The 18,477-nt window shown below is 58.2% G+C and carries 17 protein-coding genes; 12 read left to right on the forward strand and 5 right to left on the reverse strand.

Going from position 1 to position 18,477, the window contains the following annotated elements:
* Window positions 1-35: 35 nt before the first annotated feature.
* Together KOE80_RS10475 and KOE80_RS10480 are read right to left on the reverse strand one after the other, a co-directional pair.
* Entirely contained in the window at window positions 36-1,133 is a 1,098-nt protein-coding gene (locus KOE80_RS10475) for a porin (RefSeq protein ID WP_226349090.1), read from the reverse strand.
* Complete coding sequence (locus tag KOE80_RS10480; protein WP_060186773.1) at window positions 1,130-2,488, reverse strand: MFS transporter; 1,359 nt, start codon at window positions 2,486-2,488, stop codon at window positions 1,130-1,132. Before KOE80_RS10480 ends, KOE80_RS10475 begins: the two co-directional genes overlap by 4 nt.
* Before the next feature lie 257 nt (window positions 2,489-2,745).
* Between KOE80_RS10480 and argE the strand changes: the two genes are divergently transcribed.
* From argE to KOE80_RS10535, 11 genes are all read left to right on the forward strand, one after another.
* Entirely contained in the window at window positions 2,746-3,915 is a 1,170-nt protein-coding gene (gene argE, locus KOE80_RS10485; protein ID WP_226349091.1) for an acetylornithine deacetylase, read from the forward strand.
* Window positions 3,916-3,973: 58 nt separating this feature from the next.
* The gene (locus tag KOE80_RS10490) at window positions 3,974-5,167 is read left to right on the forward strand and encodes a pyridoxal phosphate-dependent aminotransferase (protein ID WP_226349092.1); all 1,194 of its coding nucleotides are present in this window, start codon (window positions 3,974-3,976) and stop codon (window positions 5,165-5,167) included.
* A 323-nt stretch (window positions 5,168-5,490) separates the two neighbouring features.
* Complete coding sequence (locus KOE80_RS10495; RefSeq protein WP_035269405.1) at window positions 5,491-6,648, forward strand: ABC transporter substrate-binding protein; 1,158 nt, start codon at window positions 5,491-5,493, stop codon at window positions 6,646-6,648.
* Window positions 6,649-6,727: 79 nt separating this feature from the next.
* A complete protein-coding gene (locus tag KOE80_RS10500; RefSeq protein WP_021447158.1) occupies window positions 6,728-7,573 on the forward strand; it encodes a branched-chain amino acid ABC transporter permease in 846 nt (281 codons plus the stop codon).
* Window positions 7,570-8,550 carry a branched-chain amino acid ABC transporter permease gene (locus KOE80_RS10505; protein WP_226349093.1) on the forward strand — a complete coding sequence of 327 codons (981 nt, stop codon included), beginning with the start codon at window positions 7,570-7,572 and terminating at the stop codon, window positions 8,548-8,550. The genes KOE80_RS10500 and KOE80_RS10505 overlap by 4 nt, the downstream gene beginning before the upstream one ends.
* Complete coding sequence (locus KOE80_RS10510; RefSeq protein WP_226349094.1) at window positions 8,547-10,154, forward strand: ATP-binding cassette domain-containing protein; 1,608 nt, start codon at window positions 8,547-8,549, stop codon at window positions 10,152-10,154. Before KOE80_RS10505 ends, KOE80_RS10510 begins: the two co-directional genes overlap by 4 nt.
* Window positions 10,147-11,664 (forward strand): class I adenylate-forming enzyme family protein, encoded by a 1,518-nt coding sequence (locus KOE80_RS10515; RefSeq protein ID WP_226349095.1) that lies wholly within the window; start codon window positions 10,147-10,149, stop codon window positions 11,662-11,664. Before KOE80_RS10510 ends, KOE80_RS10515 begins: the two co-directional genes overlap by 8 nt.
* Window positions 11,664-12,035, forward strand: coding sequence for a hypothetical protein (locus KOE80_RS10520; RefSeq protein WP_021447155.1), 372 nt, complete (start codon window positions 11,664-11,666; stop codon window positions 12,033-12,035). Before KOE80_RS10515 ends, KOE80_RS10520 begins: the two co-directional genes overlap by 1 nt.
* A 2-nt stretch (window positions 12,036-12,037) precedes the next feature.
* Complete coding sequence (locus tag KOE80_RS10525) at window positions 12,038-12,838, forward strand: alpha/beta fold hydrolase (RefSeq protein WP_226349096.1); 801 nt, start codon at window positions 12,038-12,040, stop codon at window positions 12,836-12,838.
* A gap of 12 nt (window positions 12,839-12,850) precedes the next feature.
* Window positions 12,851-13,618, forward strand: a complete 768-nt coding sequence (locus KOE80_RS10530) for a GntR family transcriptional regulator (protein ID WP_009461466.1) — start codon at window positions 12,851-12,853, stop codon at window positions 13,616-13,618.
* Window positions 13,619-13,645: 27 nt separating this feature from the next.
* Window positions 13,646-14,434 carry an enoyl-CoA hydratase/isomerase family protein gene (locus KOE80_RS10535; protein WP_021447154.1) on the forward strand — a complete coding sequence of 263 codons (789 nt, stop codon included), beginning with the start codon at window positions 13,646-13,648 and terminating at the stop codon, window positions 14,432-14,434.
* Between the two features lie 388 nt (window positions 14,435-14,822).
* Here the strand turns inward: KOE80_RS10535 and KOE80_RS10540 are convergent, their stop codons facing one another.
* The 3 genes from KOE80_RS10540 to KOE80_RS10550 are packed head-to-tail and all read right to left on the reverse strand — an operon-like array spanning window position 14,823 to window position 17,340.
* The gene (locus KOE80_RS10540) at window positions 14,823-15,578 is read right to left on the reverse strand and encodes an arylmalonate decarboxylase (RefSeq protein ID WP_088451621.1); all 756 of its coding nucleotides are present in this window, start codon (window positions 15,576-15,578) and stop codon (window positions 14,823-14,825) included.
* Between the two features lie 16 nt (window positions 15,579-15,594).
* Window positions 15,595-16,563: a Bug family tripartite tricarboxylate transporter substrate binding protein gene (locus tag KOE80_RS10545; RefSeq protein WP_226349097.1), complete on the reverse strand. Its 969-nt coding sequence runs from the start codon at window positions 16,561-16,563 to the stop codon at window positions 15,595-15,597.
* Between the two features lie 48 nt (window positions 16,564-16,611).
* Window positions 16,612-17,340: a GntR family transcriptional regulator gene (locus KOE80_RS10550; protein ID WP_026483950.1), complete on the reverse strand. Its 729-nt coding sequence runs from the start codon at window positions 17,338-17,340 to the stop codon at window positions 16,612-16,614.
* 209 nt (window positions 17,341-17,549) lie between these two features.
* Between KOE80_RS10550 and KOE80_RS10555 the strand changes: the two genes are divergently transcribed.
* A complete protein-coding gene (locus KOE80_RS10555; protein WP_226349098.1) occupies window positions 17,550-18,476 on the forward strand; it encodes a DMT family transporter in 927 nt (308 codons plus the stop codon).
* Window position 18,477: the final 1 nt, after the last annotated feature.

Here is an 18,477-nt window from a genome sequence, read left to right on the forward strand (position 1 = left end):
TCGTACAGACCCTGCTGCGCTGATCGGGTTTGTGCCTAGAACTTGGTTCGTATCCCCACCCTTAACAAGGTCTGGTTACGCCCCGTGGAGCTGGGCATGCTGATTACGTTGGCCGTTGCGCCCCCGCCTTGCGCGTGCTGGATGATGGCCTGGGTATAAATATCCGTGCGCTTGGACAGGAAGTAGTCGGCCGTCAGGTTTAGTTGGTGGTATTTGTTCGATCCCAGGGTGGTCAGCCCATAGCCCGGTCCCAGTACCAGATTGGGTGCGGCGCGCCAGGCAAAACCCAGCTGATAGTTGCGGAAGGTATGGTTCTTTTGCTGGCCATCGGGAGCCACGTACAGGGCTTGTGAAAACACACCGTAGATAGTCACTTTGTCGAAGGCGTAGTTCGCTCCTATGCCCCAGTCGCGCAGGTAACGGCCACCAACTCGATTGGGCGCGCCGCCGCCGGTCAGCGGGCTGATGTCCAGGCTGGCTTCCTGCACCTCGGTATAAGCGGCACCCGTCGCAAAATTGCCGTTTTTATAGTTGGCCGTAAAGCTGATGGTGCGCCCGGTTTGGGCCTGCCCTTCGCGCCGTTCCGGGAAGCCGTACATGGCACCCAGCTCAATACCGGCAAAGGAAGGCGTCACGTATTTCACCGACTGATTGACCCGCTGGCCGCTCATGCGGTCGTTATCCAAAGGGCTGTTGGAATAGCCGCCTGCCGACCAGGTGGGGGTGTAGAACGCCTGCAAGGTATCGGTGAAGAAATCGTATTGTCTGCCCAGCTTGATGCTGCCCAGATAATCGGATTTCAGGCCCACCCAGGCTTGTCGGCCCCACAGGGCGCCGCCTTGCCCTGCTTCCCCAGTCGCCACGGAAAAGCCGTTTTCCAGTTGAAAGATGGCGGTCAAACCATTGCCCATCGACTCGGAGCCACGCAGACCCAATCGGTTGCCTTGCATGACGCCGGTATCCAGCGTGGTTTTGGAGGGGCCGTTGGCATTGCTGATCCAGGTCAGGCCCGCATCCAGAATGCCGTACAAGGTGACGTTGTCGCCGGTTTGCGCCGTGGCGCTGGAGCTGGCGATCAGCGTGGCCAGTCCGACACAGCCAGCCATAGCGGTTTTGACGTGACGGCGCATCATTGGGCACCGCCTTTGCTGGGGACAGCGTGTAATTTAGCGGCCTGATCCAGGGCGTTTTGCTGGCGGGCAGATGGCAGGGCAAAGACGCACAAGCCACCCAGCACGGCCAGACCGGCAATGGTCAATACAGCGGTGCTGGTGCTGCCGCTCATTTCTTGTGCCAGACCCATGGCGTAGGGGCCAAATAAACCGCCCAAGGCTGCTACTGCATTGATCAGGGCATAGCCGGTTGCAGCGGCGCGGCCACTCATGAAATTACCGCCCAAGGCCCAGACCAGGGGTGTGCCGCCAATGAACATGGCCGTGGCGATGATGACGCCAATAATACGCACGGTCGGGTCTGGTGCCAGGGCTGTCATCAGCAGGCCGATAGCACCGCCTGCGCAGGCAATGGCCAAGTGCCAGCGACGTTCCCCAAAGTAGTCGGAAGAGCGGCCCAGAATCAGCATGGCCAGAGCCGAGGCGGCATAGGGCAAGGCGGCAATATAGCCAATGTGGGTCAGGTTCTTGATACCGGCTTCCTGAATGATGGTGGGCGTCCAGAAGATCACCGCATAAATGCCCAGGTTCAGGGACAGCAGCACGCAGGCCAGCCACCACACATTGGGTTTGCCCAGCACTTCAGCAATCTTGTCCTTGCGCGGCAGCTCGCGTTGCGCGTCCTGGTTCAGGGTGTGCAGCAGGGTTTTTTCTTCCTGACTCAGCCATTTGGCGTCTTCAGGACGGTTGGGCAAGGTCGCCCACAGCAAGGCTGCTACAAAGACAGCGGGCAGCCCCTGCAAGAGGAACAGCCATTGCCAGTTATGCAGGTGCTGGGACTCGGAAAACACATCCATGATCCAGCCTGATAGCGGGCCTACGATCATGCCGCCTGCCGCAGCGGCGGTGACCAAGGTCGCCATGACGCGGCCTTGGCGTTGTGGAGGGAACCATTGCGCCAGGTAATACACCACGCCAGGCAGAAAACCGGCTTCCGCCACGCCCAGCAGGAAGCGGACGATATAGAACTGTGTGGGGGTGGTGACGAACATGGTCAGCACGGACAGGATGCCCCAGGTGACCATGATGCGTGTCAGCCAGGCGCGGGCACCAAAGCGGTACAGCAAGAGGTTGCTGGGGATCTCGAACAACAAAAAACCCACAAAGAAGATGCCCGAACCCAGGCCATAGACCTCGGCTGAAAAATTCAGGTCTTGCAGCATTTGCAGCTTGGCAAAGCCCACGTTGACGCGGTCGATGTAGGCAACGATGTAGCTGATGAACAAGATGGGCATCAGCCGCCAGAGGATTTTGCCGAAAAGCAGATCCTCGGCCTTGGAGGGAGCCGGGTCCGCGGGGCGCGATTGTTGTCTCATGATAGTCCTTATTGGTAATCGCAGTAAGTGAATTCAGTTGAACTCATTTTTTGTGAATATATTCATTTTCATACTTGATGGTCAATAAGTGCTATAGGTATAAAACAAGTTAGAAATTACTTAATTGATTGAAATTAAAAGAATTTATAAAAATTAAAAAGCCAATTTCTAGTACAAACACCTAGACTCGTTGACAGCGATATACCCGCTCTATAAACTGAATTCAGTTTTGAATAATAGCAATAAGGAGTTGGCATATGAGCAGGCAGGAGGCCCCTTCGGCCCAGGTGATCGAGCATGTTTCGTCCCTGATTGGCTTTGATACGGTAAGCAGAAACTCCAATCTGGCATTGATTGAATGGGCCGCCAACCGGCTCGAATCGGCGGGCGCACAAGTGCGTTTTGATTACAACGAATCGCGCTCCAAAGCCAATCTGCTGGCGACCTTCGGCCGGGGGCCGGGGGGCGTGGTCTTGTCTGGCCATACAGACGTGGTGCCGGTCGACGGGCAGGTATGGTCCAGCGATCCTTTTCAAGCCCAGATTCGTGATGGCCGCTTGTTTGGTCGTGGCGCTTGCGACATGAAAGGCTTTATCGGCGTGGCCATGGCACAGGCGCAACGCCTGGGTTCCATGACACTGCGTGAGCCCGTGCATCTGGCCTTGAGCTACGACGAAGAAGTGGGCTGTCTGGGCATTCCTGGCCTGATCGAGGAAATGCGTAAAGCCGGCATCCAGCCCAGCGGCTGCATTGTGGGCGAACCCACCAGCATGCGCGTTGTAGCGGCCCATAAAGGCGGCCGCATTTATCGCTGCCGCGTCAAAGGCTGCGCCGCTCATTCTTCTTTGACGCCACATGGGCTGAACGCCATTGAGTACGCCGCCAATCTGGTCTCGCACATTCAGCGTCTGGCGGATGAAGAGGCCCAGGTCGGCAAGCGCATTGAAGGCTTTGATGTGCCTTTCTCCACTATTTCCACCAACACGATTTCCGGTGGCAATGGCATGAATATTATCCCGGCCCATTGCGAATTTTCCTTTGAATACCGCTATCTGCCTGGCGTGGACCCGGATGGCTTCATCGGCAATTTGCGCCGCTTTGCCTATGAGCAGGTCTTGCCGCGCATGCAGGCACGCCATGGTGATGCGGCGATCGAGTTCGAGTGTCTGGGCAGCATTCCTGCCCTGGATGACGAAGACAGCCAGGAGCTGAAAAAAATGGCGTTGGCCTTGCTGGGTGAGTCCGCCGCACAACGTGTGGCCTATGGCACCGAAGCCTCGTTTTTCCAGGAAGCGGGCGTGCCCAGCATTGTCTGCGGGCCTGGCTCCATCACCGTGGCGCACAAGGCTGATGAATACGTCAGCCTGGAGCAGTTGGCCGCCTGCGAGTCCTTTCTGGGCAAAGTGATCCAGTCCTTGGCTGCTTAGGGCGGGATGGTTTCCGACAGGTCTTGGGGCCTGTCTTATTCTGAAGGAACAATTTTTCATGAAGCTAGCAAAACGCATTACCGGCACCTCTCAAAAATCCTTTGGCATGTACGAGCAGGCGGCTCGTCTGCAAGGCGATACCTCGGACCTGATTCATCTGGAAGTTGGCCGCCCGGACGCGGATACGCCGACGGCGATCAAGCAGGCGGCAGCCGATGCCTTGATGCGCGGCGAGGTGCATTACAGCGATCTGCGTGGGGTGCCCGCCTTGCGTGAAGCCTTGGCCGCCAAGCTGCGCAAGCAAAACAAGCTGGATGTCGGGCCGGATGATGTGCTGGTTACCAATGGGCTGACGCACGCCTCCTTTGCCGCTTTCTTCGCCATTCTGGACGAGGGCGATGAGGTGATTTTGCTCTCGCCACACTACCCGCAGCACATAGGCAAAATCGAGTTGGCCGGGGCGCATCCGGTGCTGGTGCCGCTGAATAAGGAACAGGGTTTTGCCATTGATGCGCACGCCATCGAAGCGGCGATTACGCCCCGTACCCGCATGGTGGTGCTGGTGAATCCGGCCAACCCCACGGGTCGTGTGTATCGCCGCAGCGAGCTGGAAGCTCTGGCGCAATTGGCTATCAAGCACGATCTGATCGTGGTCTCTGATGAAGTCTACGAGGACATTACCTACGACGATGCCGAGCACATCAGCATTGCCTCCCTGCCCGGCATGCAGGAGCGCACCGTGTCCATGTTTGCCTTCACCAAGTCCTACGCCATGGATGGCTGGCGCATTGGGTATCTGGCCGCGCCTGCCTGGTTGATGCCCGGCTTGTTGAAGATCACCGCTAACGATGTCACCCATGTGAATACCTTTATTCAGGCGGGCGCGCTGGAAGCGGTGGTTGGGCAGCAAGAAGCCTTGCGCGGGATGATTGCGGACGACGACGCCAAGCGCCGCCTGATGCTGCAACGTCTGAATGCCATGGCGAATGTCAGTTGCGCCCAGGTGGAAGGCACGATTTATGCCTTTGCCGATGTGCGCGCCACGGGAGTGCCTTCGCAGGAACTGGCCGAGCGCTTGTTAAAGGAAGCCCGCGTGGTGGTTGAAGCAGGCAGCTTCTACGGTCCGCAAGGTGAAGGTTTCTTGCGCCTGTGTTTTGGTTCTGCCTCGTATGAGCAGATCGAGCAGGCCATGGATCGTTTGCAACTGTTCTTTGCGCAATTGGAGGCTCAGACCAGCCAAACCGCCGCCTGATAGCGTGAGCCGACAAGATTTCAAGGCCGCTTTCTGTCATGGAAAGCGGCCTTTTTGTGTCTACCAGCGGGTGTTTTGCCCTGACGATCTAGCGAAATACATGCCCAGACCATGACTTTTTCATATAAATATATAGACTAAAGTCCGTACAAATAAACCGACAACCCATGTCGGTGTTTTCCCTTAAATTGGTGCGTATCCCCCTGTAGGAGCTGGTTATAAGGTCATTATCAATCCATATTTCCATAGACAAGTATCGGCTCCTTATTATATTGTTCGTATCAAACAACAATTATGTCCGGTCAATTAATAGGAGCAGGTCCATGAAATACGGGATACGGGGTGTACTGGCAGCAGCAGGGATGGTGGCCGCGCTGGGCGCGCAGGCTCAAACGCTCAAGCTGGGTGTGGTAGGAGGCATGACAGGTCCAGGCGCGCCCTGGGGTCTGGCTATTGATGGTGGCGTGAAAATCGCCGTGGATGAAATCAATCAGGCCGGCGGCCTGGAAGTGGGCGACAAGAAGTACAAGGTTGAAGTGCTGACCTACGACGACCACTACAAGGCAGCGGATGCAGTAACCGCCACCAACCGTCTGATCGATCAGGATGAAGTGAAATACATCATTGGCCCGATTGGCTCGGCTTCGGTCATGGCCATGAAGCCGATTACCGAGCGCAACAAGGTCATCATGCTGTCCAACAGCTACTCGACCGAAGTGCTGGATGCGAATACGCAATACATGTTCCGCGTGCTGCCTACGCAGTACGAATACAACCGTCAGCTGATCGGCTGGTTGAAGCAGGAACGCCCCGAGCTGAAGCGTCTGGCGATCCTGTCGCCTAACGATGCAACCGGCTGGAGTACGCAAAAGATCCAGACCGCTGCCTATAAGGACGCCGGTTACGACGTGGCTGAAACCAAGTTCTTCGAGCGCTCGCAAAACGATTTCCGCACCTTGCTGACCAGCATTCTGGCCAAGAACGTGGACTTCATCGAGCTGGACACCGTGCCACCTGGCCCGGCCGGGATCGTGATACGTCAGGCACGTGAAATGGGCTTCAAAGGCCAGTTCACCAAGTTTGGTGGCAATAACGTGGCTGAAACCGTGAAGTCTGCCGGTGCGGACAATGCGGAAGGGACCTTGGTGTATTTGTCTGCCGATCCGTCCAGCGAACCGTACCAGAAGCTGAGCCAGGCTTACGCCAAGGTCCACAGCAACAGCATGGATGACTTCGTTTTCTACTTCTACGATGCCACCCGCCTGCTGTTCAAGGCCATTAACGAAGCTGGCACCGTGGACGATACCGATGCCGTGCGTGCCCGCATTGAAGCCAATAGCAGCTTTGATGGTATTCAAGGCGCGATTGTCTGGGGCGGCAAGGATGTCTATGGCGTGAACCACCAGATCGCCACCCCGGCCTACCTGGGTGTGATCGAGGGCGGCAAGGCCAAGGTCATCAACAAGTTCGACGCCCGCTAATTACCGGTTTTGTTTCAGTACGCACTCCGCCACGGCGGTGGAGTGCACCTTGATACGGTTAGCAATTATGCAGATCGCAATGCAAATCGCCATCATCGCCCTGATGTCCACGTTCGTGTACGCCCTGGTTGCCCTGGGTTTCACGCTGGTGTTTGGCATCTTGCGGGTGGTGAACTTCGCTCACGGCGAGTTCTACATGCTGGGCGCTTACGCCATGTATGTGTTTTATGGTCAGTTTGGCTGGCCCTACCTGCCCTCTATCGCGGCCGCTGCCGTGCTGGTGGGATTTCTGGGCTTACTGGCTGAACGCGGCCTGTTCCGTCGCTTTGTGGGCGACGAGATGGGCGGCATGATCATGTCCCTGGCTTTGGCGATTACCTTGCAGGCCGGGATCTCGCTGCTGTTCTCGGTGGACGAGCAATCGGTACGCCGTCCGGTGGAAGGTGCATGGCAAATTGGCCAAGCCTTTTTCGCCAAGGATCAATTGCTGATCGTAGGCATGAGTGTGCTGGCGCTGGCCGCCTTCTATTTTCTGATCGAGCGCACCCGTATCGGCATGACGATACGTGCGGTGGCGCAGGATCGGGAAGTGGCACGTCTGCAAGGCGTCAGTTCCTGGAAGATCATGGCCTTCACCTTTGCCTTGAGCTGCGGCCTGGCCGGTTTGTCGGGCGCCCTGATGGCGCCGGTCTACACCGTGCACCCTTATATGGGCGAAGCCGTGGTGGTGAAAGCCTTCATTATTGTGGTTCTGGGTGGTCTGGGCAGCTTGCCCGGTGCGGTGGTTGCCGCCCTGATTCTGAGTGTTACCGAGGCCGTGGCGTCCACCTTCTATAACGCGACCGTGGCCACCATGTTGTCCTTCCTGATCGTGATGGCCGTGTTGCTGGTCAAACCCAGCGGTTTGATGGGGAAATCGTCATGAGCGCGATCAAAACTGCTTCGTTCTATCCGCGCGATGGCGCCCTGCAATGGGTCTGGCATGCCGTCGTGGTTGCGGTGCTGCTGGGCTGGCCCATGTGGGCCGGACAGCCTCGCTTTGCCCTGCATCTGGCCATCATGGTGTCGCTGTACGCCTGCCTGGCCATGAGCATGAATCTGGTTTTGCGCATCGGCCAGCTTTCGCTGGCGCATGGTGCCTTGTTCGGGCTGGGGGCGTATGCCTCGGCCATTTTGAGTCGAGATTATGGCTGGTCCTTTCCAGCCGCGTTTTTGGGCGCCGGAGTGCTGACGGCAGCATTAGCTGTGATCACCGGCCCTATTTTTATGCGTATCAAGGGTGTGCATTTCGCCCTCTTGACCTTCGCCCTGGGCGAAGCCGTGGTGCTGTGCTTTATCGAGTTCCACGAACTGTTTGGCGGCAATAACGGCTTTGGCCAGATTCCGGCCCTGCAAGCCAGCTTGCCGATTCCTGAAGGGCGTTACGGCGTTTATCTGGTGACGGTCAGCTTTGCCTTGGTGGTGTATTTCGTGCTGCGGGCCCTGTACCGCCGCGAATGGGGCATGGTGGCGGACTCCCTGCATCAGAACGAGCAATTGGTGCGTTCCGGTGGTTTGAATGTGCTGCGCTTTCGGGTCAGTGTGTTTGTCCTTAGCGCCCTGATTGCCGGCTGGACAGGCAGCTTGTATGCCCACTACCAAGGCTATATCTCGCCTGATTCCTTCGGTTTCTGGACAGCGGTGAATGCCGTCATCATGAATGTGCTGGGTGGTGTGGGTGCCCTGGCTGGTGCCGTGGTGGGGGCCGCAATCCTGATCCCCCTGCCCGAGTTGCTGCGCGACTTGCAGCAGTATCAGCGCCTGATCTATGGCCTGACTTTGATTTTGCTGCTCTTGTTCATGCCGCAAGGTTTGGCGGGTCTGTGGCGTAAGTGGCGCGGCGCGCGCAAGGAGGCAGCATGAGCGTGCAATTGAATGTTCAGGGTCTTAGCCGACATTTTGGTGGGATCCGCGCGGTGGACGAGGTGTCCTTCAGCACGGCTCCCGGTCAGATTACCGGCGTGATCGGCCCCAACGGCGCCGGTAAAACCACGCTGTTCAATCTGATTGCCGGTACGACCAAGCCCAGCGCGGGTGCTGTCACCATGGATGGTGCCGCGATTACGGGTCGCCCGGCCGCGTCCTTGGCGCGCCAGGGTCTGGTGCGTACCTTCCAGATGACGCATGTATTTGCAGGCCACACGGTATTTGAAAACCTGTATCGCGCGGCTCTGTTCCGTCAGTTTCCTTCGCCCTGGTCGTTGTTCAACCCTTGGGGTGTGCGTCGTGGCCGCGAAGAGGCCGCGCGACAGGCAGAACAAGCCTTGGCCTTGATTGGCCTGGAGTCTGTAGCCGATGAGCAGGCCGATTCGCTGGCCTATGGCTTACAGAAGATTTTGGGTGTGGGTATGGCCCTGACAGCCATGCCCCGCCTTCTTTTAATGGATGAGCCCGCTGCTGGCCTGAACCCGGTGGAAACCGTGGCTATGGCCGACCTGATTGAACGCATCCACGCCAGTGGCATTGATGTGGTGGTGGTCGAGCACGATATGGGCCTGGTGATGCGCCTGTGCCAAAAACTGGTGGTGCTGGTTAATGGTCGTTTGCTGGCCGAAGGCCCGACCGCGCAAGTGCGTCAGGACCCGCGGGTGATTGAAGCCTATCTGGGTGCGGATCTGGACAAGGAGCCTGGGCTGGAGCCAGCAGTGGAAGCCCGCGCAGCGCAAAACGGGACGGGACACTCGGCTTCGGTCTCTACAGCTGGTCAGGGAGCTGCCAAGGTCAGCAAGCCTGCGCCCATGCTGGAAATCAAGGACTTGAGCGTGTCCTATGGCGCAGTACGGGCCTTGGACAAGGTCAGTTTTGCGGTGGAAGAAGCCAGTGTGTGCGCCGTGATCGGAGCCAATGGCGCGGGTAAATCGACCCTGATGAAAGCCATTAGCGGTCTGGTGCCGGTTGTTGGGGGAGAAATCCTGCTGGAAGGCCAGCCTATCCAGAACTTGAGTGCAGAACGCCGTGTGAATCTGGGTATTGCCCTGTCTCCTGAGGGCCGTCGCCTGTTCCCGGAACTGACGGTACGCGAGAACCTCTTGATGGGGGCCTATCTGCGTCGCGATCAGGTCGACATTACGGTGGATCTGGAGCGTATTTATGGCTACTTTCCGCGCCTGTTGGAGCGCGAGCAAAGCCAGGGGCGTCATCTCTCGGGCGGCGAGCAGCAAATGTGCGCGATTGGCCGTGCCCTGATGTCCCGGCCTCGTCTGCTCTTGCTGGATGAACCCTCCCTGGGTCTGGCCCCGGCGGTCACCTTGGAAGTGGCCCGTGCGATTCGTCAGATCAGCCAGGACGGCACCACGATTGTGCTGGTGGAGCAGAACGCTCGCCTGGCGCTGAAGTTGTCGAATCACGCCGTTGTGCTGGAAACCGGGCGCTTGAGTCTGGCGGGCGACAGCAAAGACATCATGAATAACCCACAAATTGCAGCAGCCTATCTGGGCCACGCCGCAGAGGCTTCGCATCATGCCTAATATTTACCAGGTCGCCATGTTTAATGCCGAACGCTACCCCGACAAGGTAGCTGTCTCGGACGAGCGCCAGGCCTTGTCCTTTGCTCAGTTCTGCGCCCGTGCGCGCGCCTTGTCGGCTTATTTGAAAGGTTTGGGCGTACAGCCGGGGGATCGGGTGGCCATCATGACGCCCAATTCCATCGACTATCTGGCCTTGCTGCATGCCACAGCCGTAGGCGGTTTTGCTTTGGTGCCAGTGAACACCCGTTACGGTGCTGCTGAATTGCGCTACTTGCTGGACGATGCCCAGCCTACCGTGTGTATTGTGGACCCGGCCTACCGTCCTTTGCGCGAGCAGATCGAGTCCGAAGGTGGTTTGAACAGTGCTGTGCAGTGGCTGGAGCATTTGCCTGAGTCCTTGCCCGATCACCGTGCGGATGATCCGGTGCAGCACCGCTTTGGCCGTGTGGGGGATGAAGATGTAGCCATCATCATGTACACCTCGGGTACGACCTCGGCCCCCAAGGGAGCCATGCTGACACACGGCAATTTGTCGGCCAATGCGGTGAACTACATCATGGAGCTGGGCATTGATGCCAACAGCCGCTCCTTGCTGGCGACACCCTTGTTTCACATTGGCGGCTTCGGGGTGGTGAATGGCCCCATTCTGTATGCCGGTGGTAGCTTGCACGTGGTGCCACGCTTTGAGGCCGATGCCGTCATGGACGCGCTGCGTCTGTACCAGCCTACGCATGTGTTTTTGTTGTCGGCCATGTGGGTGGGCTTGACCGATCATCCTGAATTTAAAGAGCTATCCCTGCCCGGTGCCCAGTTTGTGCAAACTGCGGCTGCGCCTTTGGGCCAGTGGCGTCAGGATTTGATCCGCACCGTGTTTCCCAATGCTGAATTCAGCTGGGGCTTTGGCATGACGGAAAGCTGTGTCACCACCATCAAGAATCGCTACACGCAGGAGATTCTGGAGCATCCCGGTTCCATCGGTTACCTGTGGCGGCATGTGCAGTATCGACTGGTTGATGCCGACGGGAAGGTGCTGCCCGATCAGCGCGGGCCGGGCGAAATGCAGGTGCGTGGCCCGACCGTGTTCAAAGGCTATTGGCGACAGCCCGAGCTGACTGCCCAGGTGCTGGATGCCGATGGCTGGCTGCACACGGGCGATTTGATTCGGGTGGACGATGAAGGCTTTGCCTATTTCATGGGCCGCAGCAAAGATATGATCAAGACGGGCGGCGAAAACGTGGCCGCGCTGGAAGTGGAAAACTGTCTGGCCAGCCACACCGATGTGCGCGAGGCCGCCGCCTTTGGCCTGCCCCACGAGTATTGGGGCGAAGAGCTGGTTGCCGCGATTGTGCCTGCCAATGGCCGTGAGCCGGATGTGGAAGTGCTGCGCGAGTTTTGTCGGGAAAAACTGTCCGGCTTTAAAGTACCCAAACGCATCTTTATTGTGGATTCCCTGCCCCAGTCCTCTTCGGGCAAAGTGCAGAAGTTCCTTCTTCGACAAAGGTATGTCTGATGCTGACGTCTTTATCTCTGTTTGACCCTGCCGTGCTGGCTGCCTGGGCCAAGCGCGCCCGCGCCGATGATTTTGTACGGCAGCATAGTGTCCTGGCCGATGTTTGCGTGGCGCTGCGCAATACCGACACCGGCGAGCATAGTTGGCTGGCCGTGTCAGAACAGGATGTGCAGGCGGGCACCGGCCCGCGCGAGGTGCCGTTCTGGCTGGAAGGCGATAGTGCTGCTTTTGCGGATCTGGCCCAGGGCTTTCCATTTAACCGCTTGGTGCGCCAGCACCGTCTGGTTGTGGGAGGCGATTTGCGCGCCTGCGTGCAGAACTGGATGTTGTTGTACGCCCTGACCCGTCTGACGGGCGAGCTGGAGGTCTGAGCATGCCTTATGTGACAACCGCGGATGGTATCCGCGCCTATTACGATCTGGCCGGTTCCGGTCCGGCCTTGGTGATGGTGCACGGCGCCAGTCAGGACAGCTTGTCCTGGCAATATGTGCTGGACCACTTTGCGCCCTTTTATACGGTGTATGCGCTGGATTTGCCCGGTCACGGCAAGAGCGGCATGCCATTGGGTGGACCTCATACCGCCACCCCGCAAAACGCTCAGTATCTGCTGCAATTTCTGGATGCGGCGGGTATTCAGAATCCGGTCCTGATGGGGCACTCCATGGGCGGGGGCGTTGTTGCCCAGGCCGCTGCCATGGCGCCCGAGCGTATTCGTGGCCTGGTGCTGGTCGATGGCGCTTCGGTGAACGTAGTGAAATCCTCCGGCTATAACCCGCGCATTCTGGAGATGGCGCGTATTAATCCGGGAGACTGGTTTGAAGTGACCTTTCGCACCTTGATGGGCACCTTGTCCGACCCGGCCCGTGCGCTGGAAGTGGTGACGGATGCCCGTCGTTGCATTCCGGCAGTGGCCTTTGCGGATATCTGCGCTTTTGGTGGTTTTCGCATGGAGCAGATTCTGGACGATATTCGCTGCCCGGTGGTGATCGTAGAAGGCAGCGAGGACTGGTCCGTGCCGCCAGAGTCCGCCAGAGAGGTCGAACGCTTGCTGCGAGAAGGCAAAGTTCTGGTGGAATATATAGAATGGCCGGGCATCGGGCATTTTCCCCAAAGTGAATGTCCTGAGCAGTTCACCCGCGACACCCTGGCTGCGATGCGCCGCCTGTCTCTTTAAGCTGAAAACCGTATGGCAAACACCGAATCCCAGTCCAGCGCCAAGCCAACCCTGTATCAGAACATGAGCGATCGCTTGTTGGAGCTGATCCGTTCGGGCCATTACCCCGTCGGTTCCAAGCTGCCCACCGAGATGGAGCTGTGCGAGATGTACGGGGTCGGTCGGCACACGGCGCGTGAAGCCATACGCAAGCTGACTGATCTGGGTTTGATCGAGCGGCGTCGCCGTGCCGGTACCACCGTGATACGTCAGCATCCCAAGCCGCAGTTTGGTCTGGCGCTGGATACCACGGACCAGTTGCAGCGCTATCTGGAATTTACCGATTTGCACGTGCATAAAAAGGCGGTTTGTGTGGATAAGCAGCCACCTGAAACCGCGCTGGACGGTGAGCCGGCAGATTGGGTGAAGGTGGAAACCTACCGCAGTGTGCCGGGCAGCAAGCGCGGCATTTCCTGGACAGATATTTATCTGCGCAAGGAATACCAGGCGGTGGCTGACCTGATTTCGACCCAGCCTGGCGGTGTGTACCCGCTGTTGGAGGAGCACTGTGGCGAAGTGGTGGAAACGATCGAGATGGAAATCTCCGCCTCGCGCTTTCCCCCGCATGTTGCCCGCTTTCTGGGCTACGAGGACTCCGACCCGGCGCTGCTGATTATCCGTACCTTCCGCAATCTGGCGGGCAAGGTCATGGAAGTGGCGGTCAGCTTTTACCCACCTTATGAATTCCGCTACGTCACGCGCCTGTCGCGCAGTGATGGGAGCCATCGCTCGCAGAGCTGATTTTTCCGAACCTTTGGGGAGACATTCATGAAACGCAAATATGGCCGCAGTGTGACGGTCAAGGTGACGGGCGACCATGCGCTGGTGCGCTTTGATCGCGGCGTGAACCGCAATGCTATTGATCAGGACACCTTGCTGGCCCTGACGCAGGTGGCGCAGGATCTGGCCTTGTCGCTGGAGATTCACACTGTGGTACTGACCGGGGCCAAGGATATTTTCTCGGCCGGGATTGATCTGAAAGACCCGCAAAAGTGGAACGATGAACAGGCTGGTTTGCTGGAGCGTCGGGATGTGGCCCAGCGTGGTGCGCGTTTGTGCCGTTTGTGGGAAGAACTGCCACAGCTGACCATTGCCGCCATTGAAGGCGCCGCCGTGGGTGGTTCGGTTGCTCTGGCGCTGGCGTGTGATTGGCGTGTGGCATCGCAGTCATCCTTTTTGTATTTACCTGAAGCCAAGGTGGGCCTGAACATGGGCTGGGGGGCCATTCCACGCATGGTGAACATGCTGGGTGCCGCTCGCACTAAACGCGCCATCTTGCTGGCCGAACGCTTCGGTGCTGAACAGGCGCTGGACTGGGGTCTGCTGGATGAGGTCTGCGAACCCGGTCAGGCCGTGGCGGTGGCGCAGTCTTTGGCCAAGCGGGCTTCGGAGTCGCCTGCGGCGATTATCCGCATGACCAAGGAGTCGGTGAATCAGGTCGCCAATGCCATGAACCGATTGGGTATTTATATGGATGCTGATCAGGCGCTGGTGTGTCGCGACAGCGTAGAGGGAGCCCAGGCGCGTGCGGGGTTTTTGTCCGCTGGTCGAGCCTAGATAAAACGGCTCTGCTTGGGGGCGGTCAGCGGACCGGCGACCAGGACGGGAGAAGGTATTTCGTCGTGCCGCGCTTGAGTGCGCTGCGGGCGCATCGCTTTTGATGTTGCAGAGGTCTGAACAATAAGTCCCACACCCAGCTTGGCTTGCCCCCCAGAAGTTGGAGACTGCTCCAACCTTTGGGGGGGCATGACTACGTACGATGAGCAACATAAGCTGGACGTGGCCCAGCCCGAGCCTTGGTGAGACAGCCCTTTGCCTTGTTTTGATGCCAAACAGGTCACGTCGGCCTGTGGGGCGGCACAATCTGCGTGGCGTTAGTGTGCGCAAATAGTGTGTTACGTGCCCCTATCCGCGTTTGCGGACAAGGGGCTTCTACATCAAGGGATCAGGCGGTTTGACGCTCTTGTGCCAGTCGTCCCATCCCCTGCGGAAATAAATCCAGCCCAGCCGTCGCCACCAGATCCCAGAAGCCAGCAGGCGAGCTGGACACAACAGTGACGCCCAGCTTGTCCTCGACCTGACGCACGGCTTCCAGCGACACCAGGCCGCCGCAAGACAGCAGCAAACCTTGTGCCTGACCGGGGGCCTGCTCTTGGGCGATGTCCCACGTCTTCAGACACAGGTCTACCAGCTCCTGCGTGCTGATTTTCGACATGGCCGTGACGTCATTAACGCCTAGTCCATAAGCGCAGACGGCCTGGATCTGGTTCTGGTCCAGAAATCGGACCAGGCGCTGGTTTACGTCATCAATATAGGACGAGGCCACCGCTACCCGTTCGATGCTGCTGACACGCAGACCGCGCAAGATGGCATGGCTCATGGTGGAGCATGGCAAGCCGGTGGATTCGCGCAGACGTGCCACCAGCTCTTCGTTAAAGTCCGAGCCGCGGTAAAAGCTCAGCGATGTTCCCATCAGGGACACGGCCTGGGCGCCACGGGCAGCCAGTTTCTGGGCTGCTTCCACCACTTGGTCGATAACCTGGTCATAGCCTTCCTTGTCCACCGAACTGAGCGCCAGACCTTGGGCGATGAAATCGATTTCCGGGTACATTTCCGGACCTTCCGGAGGCACCAGACCGGCGGCCGGTGGCACGATCAGGCCCAGTACGGGGCGCTTGGTGTCAGAGTTGTCAGTCGTCATAACTTAGCTGCTTATTTCATTGTTTAAAGTCGAGTTGGGCGGTCTTGATGACATTGGCCCAGCGTTCTGTTTCTTCACCCAGCCATTTTTCGGTGGCCTGGGCATCTTGATAACCGGCTACCGAGCCTTGGGCCAGGAAGGCATCCTGTACTTGCTTTTGCTGCATGCTGTTTTCCAAGGCCTTGCTGACGGTGGCGATCAAGGCCGGGTCCACGCTTTGTGGGGCCAGCATGAACAGCGACGGTGTCACGCTATAGCCAGGAATGGTTTCCGAGACGCTGGGCAGATCGGGCATGCCGGGGAAGCGGCGCTCGGACAAGGTGGCCAGCAGACGAATGCGGCCGGAGTTGGCCAGGCCAATCGAGGAGGCCAGGCTGGCAAAGGACATGGACACTTCACCGGAGGCCAGAGCCTGACTGGCGGGAGCGCCACCGCGGTAAGGAACGTGCACCAGTTCGGTTTTGGTCTGCAAGGCGAACAGTTCACCACCCAGATGGTGCACCGAGCCTACGCCCACCGAGGCGAAGGTTTCTGTTTGAGGAGGTGCCTTGCGAATAGCTTCGATCAACTCGGCCACGGTTTTGACAGGGCTGTCACCCGGAACGGCCAACGCCAGATCAGACTGGCCCACCATGCCGATAGGGGCAAAGTCACGCTGCAAGTCGTAGCGCAGAGCCGGGTAAATATAGGGGGCGACCAGCAAGGAGGTATCGGCAAACAGCAGCGTGTTGCCATCGGCCTGGGATTTGGATACGTAGTCGGCAGAAATGGTGCCGCCTGCGCCGGATTTGTTTTCCACAATTACGGTGCGGTCTAGCTCCTTGCTTAGCGCCTGAGCGGTGACGCGGGCCAGGGTGTCGACCCCGCCGCCAGGGGCAAAACCCACGACAAGGCGAATGGGTTCGGCAGCGTGTAAAGCGGCCACAGGGCTTAATGTCAGGGCGAGCGCAGCCAGCGCACGCCGTGTGAAACGGCTTGCAAACATGAGAAAGTCTCCTCGGTATGAGTGGTAGTTTTTTAGCTAATTATTAATTCAGTGCCGCATATAAAACCCGGCTAAAGGGTTGAGCTGGGCGTTTAGCCAGCTATAGCGCTCGCGCTTGTCGAACTCCCATTTCTCGGGATGGGCTTGGGCGACACGGCGCAGGGATTCGGCTCCGGACAGCACATGGCTGGCCGCGGCTTGCATGGCGCTGGGGCCGTCGCGTTGGGCCAGGGCCTGGGTCAGTGCCTGATGTTCATGCCAGGACTGCTCCATGCGGTTTTCCTGATCCAGATGGCGGTGGCGGTAAGGGTTGGTCAGACGGCGCAGATGTTCAATTTGCTGCACCATGAAGGTATTGCCGGCAATGCTGTGAATCAGGGCGTGCAATTCGGCGTTGTACGTGGCGTAATCAGCCAGGCTTTTTTCTTGCAGGGCCTTGGCACCGCGCTTTTGCAAACGCTCCAGTTCGCGAATCTGGGCATTGCTGATGCGGTAGGCCGCCAGCTGGGTACAGGCGCCTTCCAGCAGGGCCAGGGTTTCCAGCATTTCTTCCAGCTCTTCAATCGTGTGCTGGGTGACAAAAATACCGGCTCGGGGGGCAATGCGCACTTGTCCGGTGGCTGCCAACTGCAACAAGGCTTCGCGTACCGGCGTGCGTGATACCCGGAAAAAAGTGCACAGCAAGGATTCATCAATGGCGCTGCCCGGCGGCAGATCACCGCTGGCAATGCGGTGCTCCAGTTCGATTCGTACCCGGTCGGTATTGCTAAGCGTCATGTCTGTCTCCCAAGCCTTTTCCTGTTTTTTAGGCTTAAATGATTCTAGGGAGGGGTTTTTGATATATCAATTAAGGCTTATCCGAGGGTAAAGAAAGTTTTGCCCCGTTTTGATTCGGGGAAATTTCACGGATAATCATTTTTTGCACCCCCCCCTCTGCCCCTGTTCGGTCATAGGGAAAAGCACGCTATTTTTCGGATAAAAAAACCATGAGCGAAGAACGTAAACCGCTGGATGCATTGGCCAGCGGCGCCATGCTGGTCCTGTGCCTGATCTGGAGCTTTCAGCAGATTTTGCTCAAGGCCACGGCCAATGACATGGCGCCTATTTTTCAGATCGGTTTGCGCTCGGGTGTGGCTTGTGTGTTGGTGGCTTTGCTGGTTCTGGTGCGCACGCACAAGCTGGCCTTTACAGAAGGGGCCTGGAAGCCGGGGCTGATGGCCGGCTTGCTGTTTGCGCTGGAGTATTTGCTGCTGGGTGAGAGCCTGCGCTTTACCTCGGCAGCGCACGTGGTGGTGTTTTTATATACCGCTCCTGTTTTTGCGGCTTTGGGCCTGCATATTCTCTTGCCGTCCGAGCGTCTGGTCCGCTTGCAATGGGTAGGGATCGGGCTGGCGGTGGCGGGCATTGCCATAACCTTTCTGGGGCCGGCCAGTATGGACGGGGCCAATCTGGGCCGCATGTTGATCGGGGATTTGATGGCCTTGGCCGCCGGAGCCTTGTGGGGCTTTACCACCGTGCTGATTCGTAGCACGCGCCTGTCTGCCGTCCCGCCCTCGGAAGCTTTGCTGTATCAGCTGTTCAGCGCTTTTGTGATTTTGATGGTGGCCGCGGTCGTGACCGGGCAAACCGATATTCATTGGTCAGGCTTGTTGGGCGCCAGCCTGGTGTTCCAGTCTGTGGTGGTGGCGTTCCTGAGCTTTCTGGTCTGGTTCTGGTTGCTGCGTCAGTATCAGGCGTCGCGGCTGGGGGTGTTCTCCTTTGCCACTCCCTTGTTTGGGGTTCTGTTCGGGGCGTTTTTGCTGGGTGAAACGATCGAGCCGCGCTTTGTCACCGGAGCCTTGCTGGTGCTGATGGGTATTACGCTGGTCAGTGCTTATAGCTGGCTCAATCAATTGCGTAAACGCGTCCGTTGAG

The sequence above is a fragment of the Alcaligenes sp. 13f genome (assembly GCF_020496585.1).
In the GTDB taxonomy this organism is placed as follows: domain Bacteria; phylum Pseudomonadota; class Gammaproteobacteria; order Burkholderiales; family Burkholderiaceae_B; genus Alcaligenes; species Alcaligenes phenolicus.

Excerpts from the sequence above, each read along its gene's own strand:
- KOE80_RS10475 (WP_226349090.1), bottom strand. The coding sequence starts at position 1,133 with ATGATGCGCCGTCACGTCAAAACCGCTATGGCTGGCTGTGTCGGACTG.
- KOE80_RS10480 (WP_060186773.1), bottom strand. The coding sequence starts at position 2,488 with ATGAGACAACAATCGCGCCCCGCGGACCCGGCTCCCTCCAAGGCCGAG.
- argE (WP_226349091.1), top strand. The coding sequence starts at position 2,746 with ATGAGCAGGCAGGAGGCCCCTTCGGCCCAGGTGATCGAGCATGTTTCG.
- KOE80_RS10490 (WP_226349092.1), top strand. The coding sequence starts at position 3,974 with ATGAAGCTAGCAAAACGCATTACCGGCACCTCTCAAAAATCCTTTGGC.
- KOE80_RS10495 (WP_035269405.1), top strand. The coding sequence starts at position 5,491 with ATGAAATACGGGATACGGGGTGTACTGGCAGCAGCAGGGATGGTGGCC.
- KOE80_RS10500 (WP_021447158.1), top strand. The coding sequence starts at position 6,728 with ATGCAAATCGCCATCATCGCCCTGATGTCCACGTTCGTGTACGCCCTG.
- KOE80_RS10505 (WP_226349093.1), top strand. The coding sequence starts at position 7,570 with ATGAGCGCGATCAAAACTGCTTCGTTCTATCCGCGCGATGGCGCCCTG.
- KOE80_RS10510 (WP_226349094.1), top strand. The coding sequence starts at position 8,547 with ATGAGCGTGCAATTGAATGTTCAGGGTCTTAGCCGACATTTTGGTGGG.
- KOE80_RS10515 (WP_226349095.1), top strand. The coding sequence starts at position 10,147 with ATGCCTAATATTTACCAGGTCGCCATGTTTAATGCCGAACGCTACCCC.
- KOE80_RS10520 (WP_021447155.1), top strand. The coding sequence starts at position 11,664 with ATGCTGACGTCTTTATCTCTGTTTGACCCTGCCGTGCTGGCTGCCTGG.
- KOE80_RS10525 (WP_226349096.1), top strand. The coding sequence starts at position 12,038 with ATGCCTTATGTGACAACCGCGGATGGTATCCGCGCCTATTACGATCTG.
- KOE80_RS10530 (WP_009461466.1), top strand. The coding sequence starts at position 12,851 with ATGGCAAACACCGAATCCCAGTCCAGCGCCAAGCCAACCCTGTATCAG.
- KOE80_RS10535 (WP_021447154.1), top strand. The coding sequence starts at position 13,646 with ATGAAACGCAAATATGGCCGCAGTGTGACGGTCAAGGTGACGGGCGAC.
- KOE80_RS10540 (WP_088451621.1), bottom strand. The coding sequence starts at position 15,578 with ATGACGACTGACAACTCTGACACCAAGCGCCCCGTACTGGGCCTGATC.
- KOE80_RS10545 (WP_226349097.1), bottom strand. The coding sequence starts at position 16,563 with ATGTTTGCAAGCCGTTTCACACGGCGTGCGCTGGCTGCGCTCGCCCTG.
- KOE80_RS10550 (WP_026483950.1), bottom strand. The coding sequence starts at position 17,340 with ATGACGCTTAGCAATACCGACCGGGTACGAATCGAACTGGAGCACCGC.
- KOE80_RS10555 (WP_226349098.1), top strand. The coding sequence starts at position 17,550 with ATGAGCGAAGAACGTAAACCGCTGGATGCATTGGCCAGCGGCGCCATG.